Raw genomic sequence first — 3,219 nt, 5'->3', positions numbered from 1 at the left:
GCGCCCGGGGCGTGTCCGGCCCGGTTCAGCCGTAGAACGGTTCCTCGCGGCGAACCGTCGGCGCGAACTCGTCGGCGATGGTCGCGGCGAGCTCGACGAACGCCAAACGGGTGGGCTTGCCGACGAGCTCGAGATCGACGTCGGCGCCCTCGGCGAGATGGTCGTCGAACGGAATCGTCTGCACCGCACGGCATCGTGTCAGGAAGTGCTGACCCAATTGATCGGTGTCGATGGTCGATGACCCCGGGCGCGACGAGCTGAGTACGACGACCGCGCGCGACACCAGGTGACCGTATCCATGGGCCTCGAGCCAATCGAGTGTGGCCGAGGCGCTACGGGCGCCGTCCAGCGCAGGCGACGAGACCAGGATGATGGCGTTCGCCAGGTCGAGCACGCCGTTCATCGCCGAGTGGCTCAGGCCGGTTCCGCAGTCGGTGATGATGATGTTGTAGAAGCGTTGGAGGATGGTGACCACACCGCGGTACTCGTCCTCGCTGAATGCTTCGGCCATCGCCGGGTCCCGTTCGGAGGCAAGTACTTCCAGACGCGACGGTGCCTGTGAGGTGTGGGCGCGCACATCGCTGTAGCGGTAGACGTTGTCGTCGGAGAGCAGATTGCGCACCGTCGACGCCGTCTGCTGCGGGACACGCTGAGCCAGTGTCCCCAGATCGGGGTTGGCGTCGACGGCGATCACCCGGTCGCCGCGCAGCGAGGCGAAGGTCGAGCCCAAACCGACTGTCGTGGTGGTCTTTCCGACACCGCCCTTCAGGGAGAGCACCGCGATGCGGTAATCTCCGCGAACCGGTCGGCGCAACCGCTCGAGGAGCTGCTGGTACCGGATCTCGGTGGCGGAGTCGCCGGGATTGATGGTGCCGGCCGAGATGGTGTGCACCGCCCGCCGCCACCCGCGGGCAGGGGCTCGACGAGCCTTGCGCAGCAGGGCGACCTCGTCGAGCGCCGGTCCCTGTTGAGGCGCCGGCGACCCGAATCCCATCGGCTGGGCGTAGCCGTTGTCCGGCGGCGCGGGCGGCATGTGCGGGGGCGTCGGTGCGCCGGGGGCCGGACCTGAGGGCACGGGTCCGGGCGGGGTGGGTCCGGTTGGCATGGGGCCGGGCGTGTACCCCTGCGTCGACGGGTCGAACCCGTTGGGCGCGTAGGGGTATCCCGGTGCGGGTTGGTTGTGCTGGGGTGGCTGCGGTGCCTCGTACCGGGGTGTCTGGTATCCGTTTGCCGGGGGAAACGGTGCCTGGTGCGACTGCGGCGGCGGTGCCGGCGCCGCCGGAGTGGAAGCGTTCGGCGGTGCCGGGTGCTCCGGTGCTGCATCGGTGGGGGCCGGCCCGGCGTGTGCTGCGCCGGCGGGTGCTCCGTCGGTCGGCGACGGGGGAATCGGTTGTCGGTCGGCGCCGAACCCGGCAACGGCCTCGCCCGGCGCTTCGGTTCCGTGTGCGGGTTCGGTCGGTGCATTGCCGGGCGGCGTCGCGTCCTCGGGAGGTGCGAACTGCAACCATGGTGGGGTTGCGGGCATCATCGCCGCCGGATGTCCGGTGTTCTCGTGCGTCATCGATTCCCCCTGCAAAGGTGATTCCCGGTGACCTGGAGTCCGCCTGCTCCGCGGGACGGACGTCACCACGCTGGGCAGTGTACCCATGGGTGTCGGATCGTGAATGGTGAGCGTCACACCGAGCAACGATCCGGGTCGGGGCCGGAGACGACGGAGCGTCGGACGAGGCCCGCGACAGCAAGAGGGCGCCGACGACTCCGTGGTTATCCCCAGACATCACGCGCAAACCGGACACCGCATGTGATCTGTGGCATCATCTCAACACCGTCAGCGGAGGTCATCGGCAACGGTCGAAAAAGTTCCGGTCGAGTGGGAACCCTGACCGCTCTCGCTGCGTCAAATCAGGACATCGCACATCAGCGGCGGAGCGGATGCCGCTGCGGTACAGGGAGTAACTGACGTGGGGGAGGGCCAATGACCGGCGAGGATCTCGGTGGTGGAGTCGAGGAGACATCCTCGGCGCGATCGCGAGACGGGGCGATCTCGGTGATCACAACGCTGGCGGGCCTGCCGCTGGCGGTGCGTATCGACGACACCCAGCTGCGCAAACACCCCCAGGCCGTGGCCGACGACGTCCTTCGACTGTGTCAACAGTCGGCGATGGCTTCGGCGATCCGGCTGCGCGCCCGGCTGCTCGATTCCGGGACGCCGTCGGAGGTGGTCGAGTCGCTCGGTCTGCCCAGGCCCGACGATCTGGCCGGCGCCGAGCTGCGCGACGACGACGAGGCCGACGCCCCCGCCTCCTGGCTCAGGTCGGTGTGAGTGCGATGAACTGGGCGATGGACGAACTCGAATCCCGCGCGACCACCCAACTGGGCCGTCTACACGACTTCTCCGACGAGCTGGCGCGGATCCGGGTCCGGGAGAGCTCCGCAGACGATCTGATCACCGTGGAGGTCGATGGATCCGGGACGATGACGGGGCTGTGGCTCGCCGATGGGGCAGGCGAGCTCGGTGGCGCCCGCCTCGGCTCCGGGATCGTGGCGACGGCCATGCTCGCCGCCCAGCGAGCATTCGCCCGACGAGCCGCGATGACCGAGGACTTCACCGCGTCATTCGCGGAGTTGGTGCAGTCGCGGCCGGACGGGTCGCGGTGACCGACCGCGCGGTGACATCGACGAGCGTGACGGAAGTTGACGACGTGGCTGTAGATGACGTGGCTGTAGATGACATGGCAGTAGATGACAGGGCAAGGGGGAGAGCATGAATCATGTGACGGTGACACCGGAGGTCCTCGAGGGCTTCGCGGCGACCAACGCCGCGATCGGTACCGCGGTGGCCGCGGCCGGGTCGGTCAACGCCGCCGCGAACACGGCGGTCATGATCCCCGTGTTCGGACTGATCGGGCAAGAATTCCTCGCGGCATTCATTGCCGCACAGGCCAATCATCTGTTCGCGGTGGGCAATCTGGCCGCCGTCCACGCGGCGACAGCGGCGAGCGCACTCGGCGGCCTCGCCGAGTTCGAAGCCGTCGACGCCGCCTCCGCTGCCACCCTGCGGTCGGTGCTGTGAGTCAACCGTCCACTTCCGCGCAGCCCACCTCCGGGCCGCCCGCTCTCCCGGCGCTCACCGAGATGTCGGTCAACGACATGATCACGGCGACACCGCTCGGACCGATCCTCGACCGGCCGGTCGGCGACGTGCTGGCGGGGTTGGGG

Annotated in this window: 4 protein-coding genes; 3 read left to right on the top strand and 1 reads right to left on the bottom strand. The window is 68.8% G+C overall.

Annotated elements, in window-relative coordinates; genetic code table 11:
• Window positions 1-25: 25 nt before the first annotated feature.
• Window positions 26-1,561: a MinD/ParA family protein gene (locus tag B1964_RS17150; protein WP_079930623.1), complete on the bottom strand. Its 1,536-nt coding sequence runs from the start codon at window positions 1,559-1,561 to the stop codon at window positions 26-28.
• A 414-nt stretch (window positions 1,562-1,975) separates the two neighbouring features.
• Between B1964_RS17150 and B1964_RS17145 the strand changes: the two genes are divergently transcribed.
• The 3 genes from B1964_RS17145 to B1964_RS17135 all read left to right on the top strand — a co-directional run bounded on the left by B1964_RS17145 (window position 1,976) and on the right by B1964_RS17135 (window position 3,073).
• On the top strand, window positions 1,976-2,323 hold the full coding sequence (locus B1964_RS17145; RefSeq protein ID WP_079930622.1) for a hypothetical protein: 348 nt from the start codon (window positions 1,976-1,978) through the stop codon (window positions 2,321-2,323).
• A gap of 5 nt (window positions 2,324-2,328) precedes the next feature.
• On the top strand, window positions 2,329-2,658 hold the full coding sequence (locus tag B1964_RS17140) for a hypothetical protein (RefSeq protein WP_079930624.1): 330 nt from the start codon (window positions 2,329-2,331) through the stop codon (window positions 2,656-2,658).
• Between the two features lie 106 nt (window positions 2,659-2,764).
• Window positions 2,765-3,073, top strand: a complete 309-nt coding sequence (locus tag B1964_RS17135) for a type VII secretion target (protein WP_006370374.1) — start codon at window positions 2,765-2,767, stop codon at window positions 3,071-3,073.
• Window positions 3,074-3,219 lie beyond the last annotated feature (146 nt).

Source organism: Gordonia sp. i37 (assembly GCF_002043085.1).
Taxonomy (GTDB): domain Bacteria; phylum Actinomycetota; class Actinomycetes; order Mycobacteriales; family Mycobacteriaceae; genus Gordonia; species Gordonia polyisoprenivorans.
The sequence above is the reverse complement of the archived record's forward strand: the minus strand, read 5'-3'. Positions and strand labels throughout refer to the sequence as shown.

What these genes read in the sequence shown, in the direction of transcription:
- B1964_RS17150 (WP_079930623.1), bottom strand. Translation starts at nt 1,561, where the DNA reads ATGACGCACGAGAACACCGGACATCCGGCGGCGATGATGCCCGCAACC.
- B1964_RS17135 (WP_006370374.1), top strand. Translation starts at nt 2,765, where the DNA reads ATGAATCATGTGACGGTGACACCGGAGGTCCTCGAGGGCTTCGCGGCG.
- B1964_RS17140 (WP_079930624.1), top strand. Translation starts at nt 2,329, where the DNA reads ATGAACTGGGCGATGGACGAACTCGAATCCCGCGCGACCACCCAACTG.
- B1964_RS17145 (WP_079930622.1), top strand. Translation starts at nt 1,976, where the DNA reads ATGACCGGCGAGGATCTCGGTGGTGGAGTCGAGGAGACATCCTCGGCG.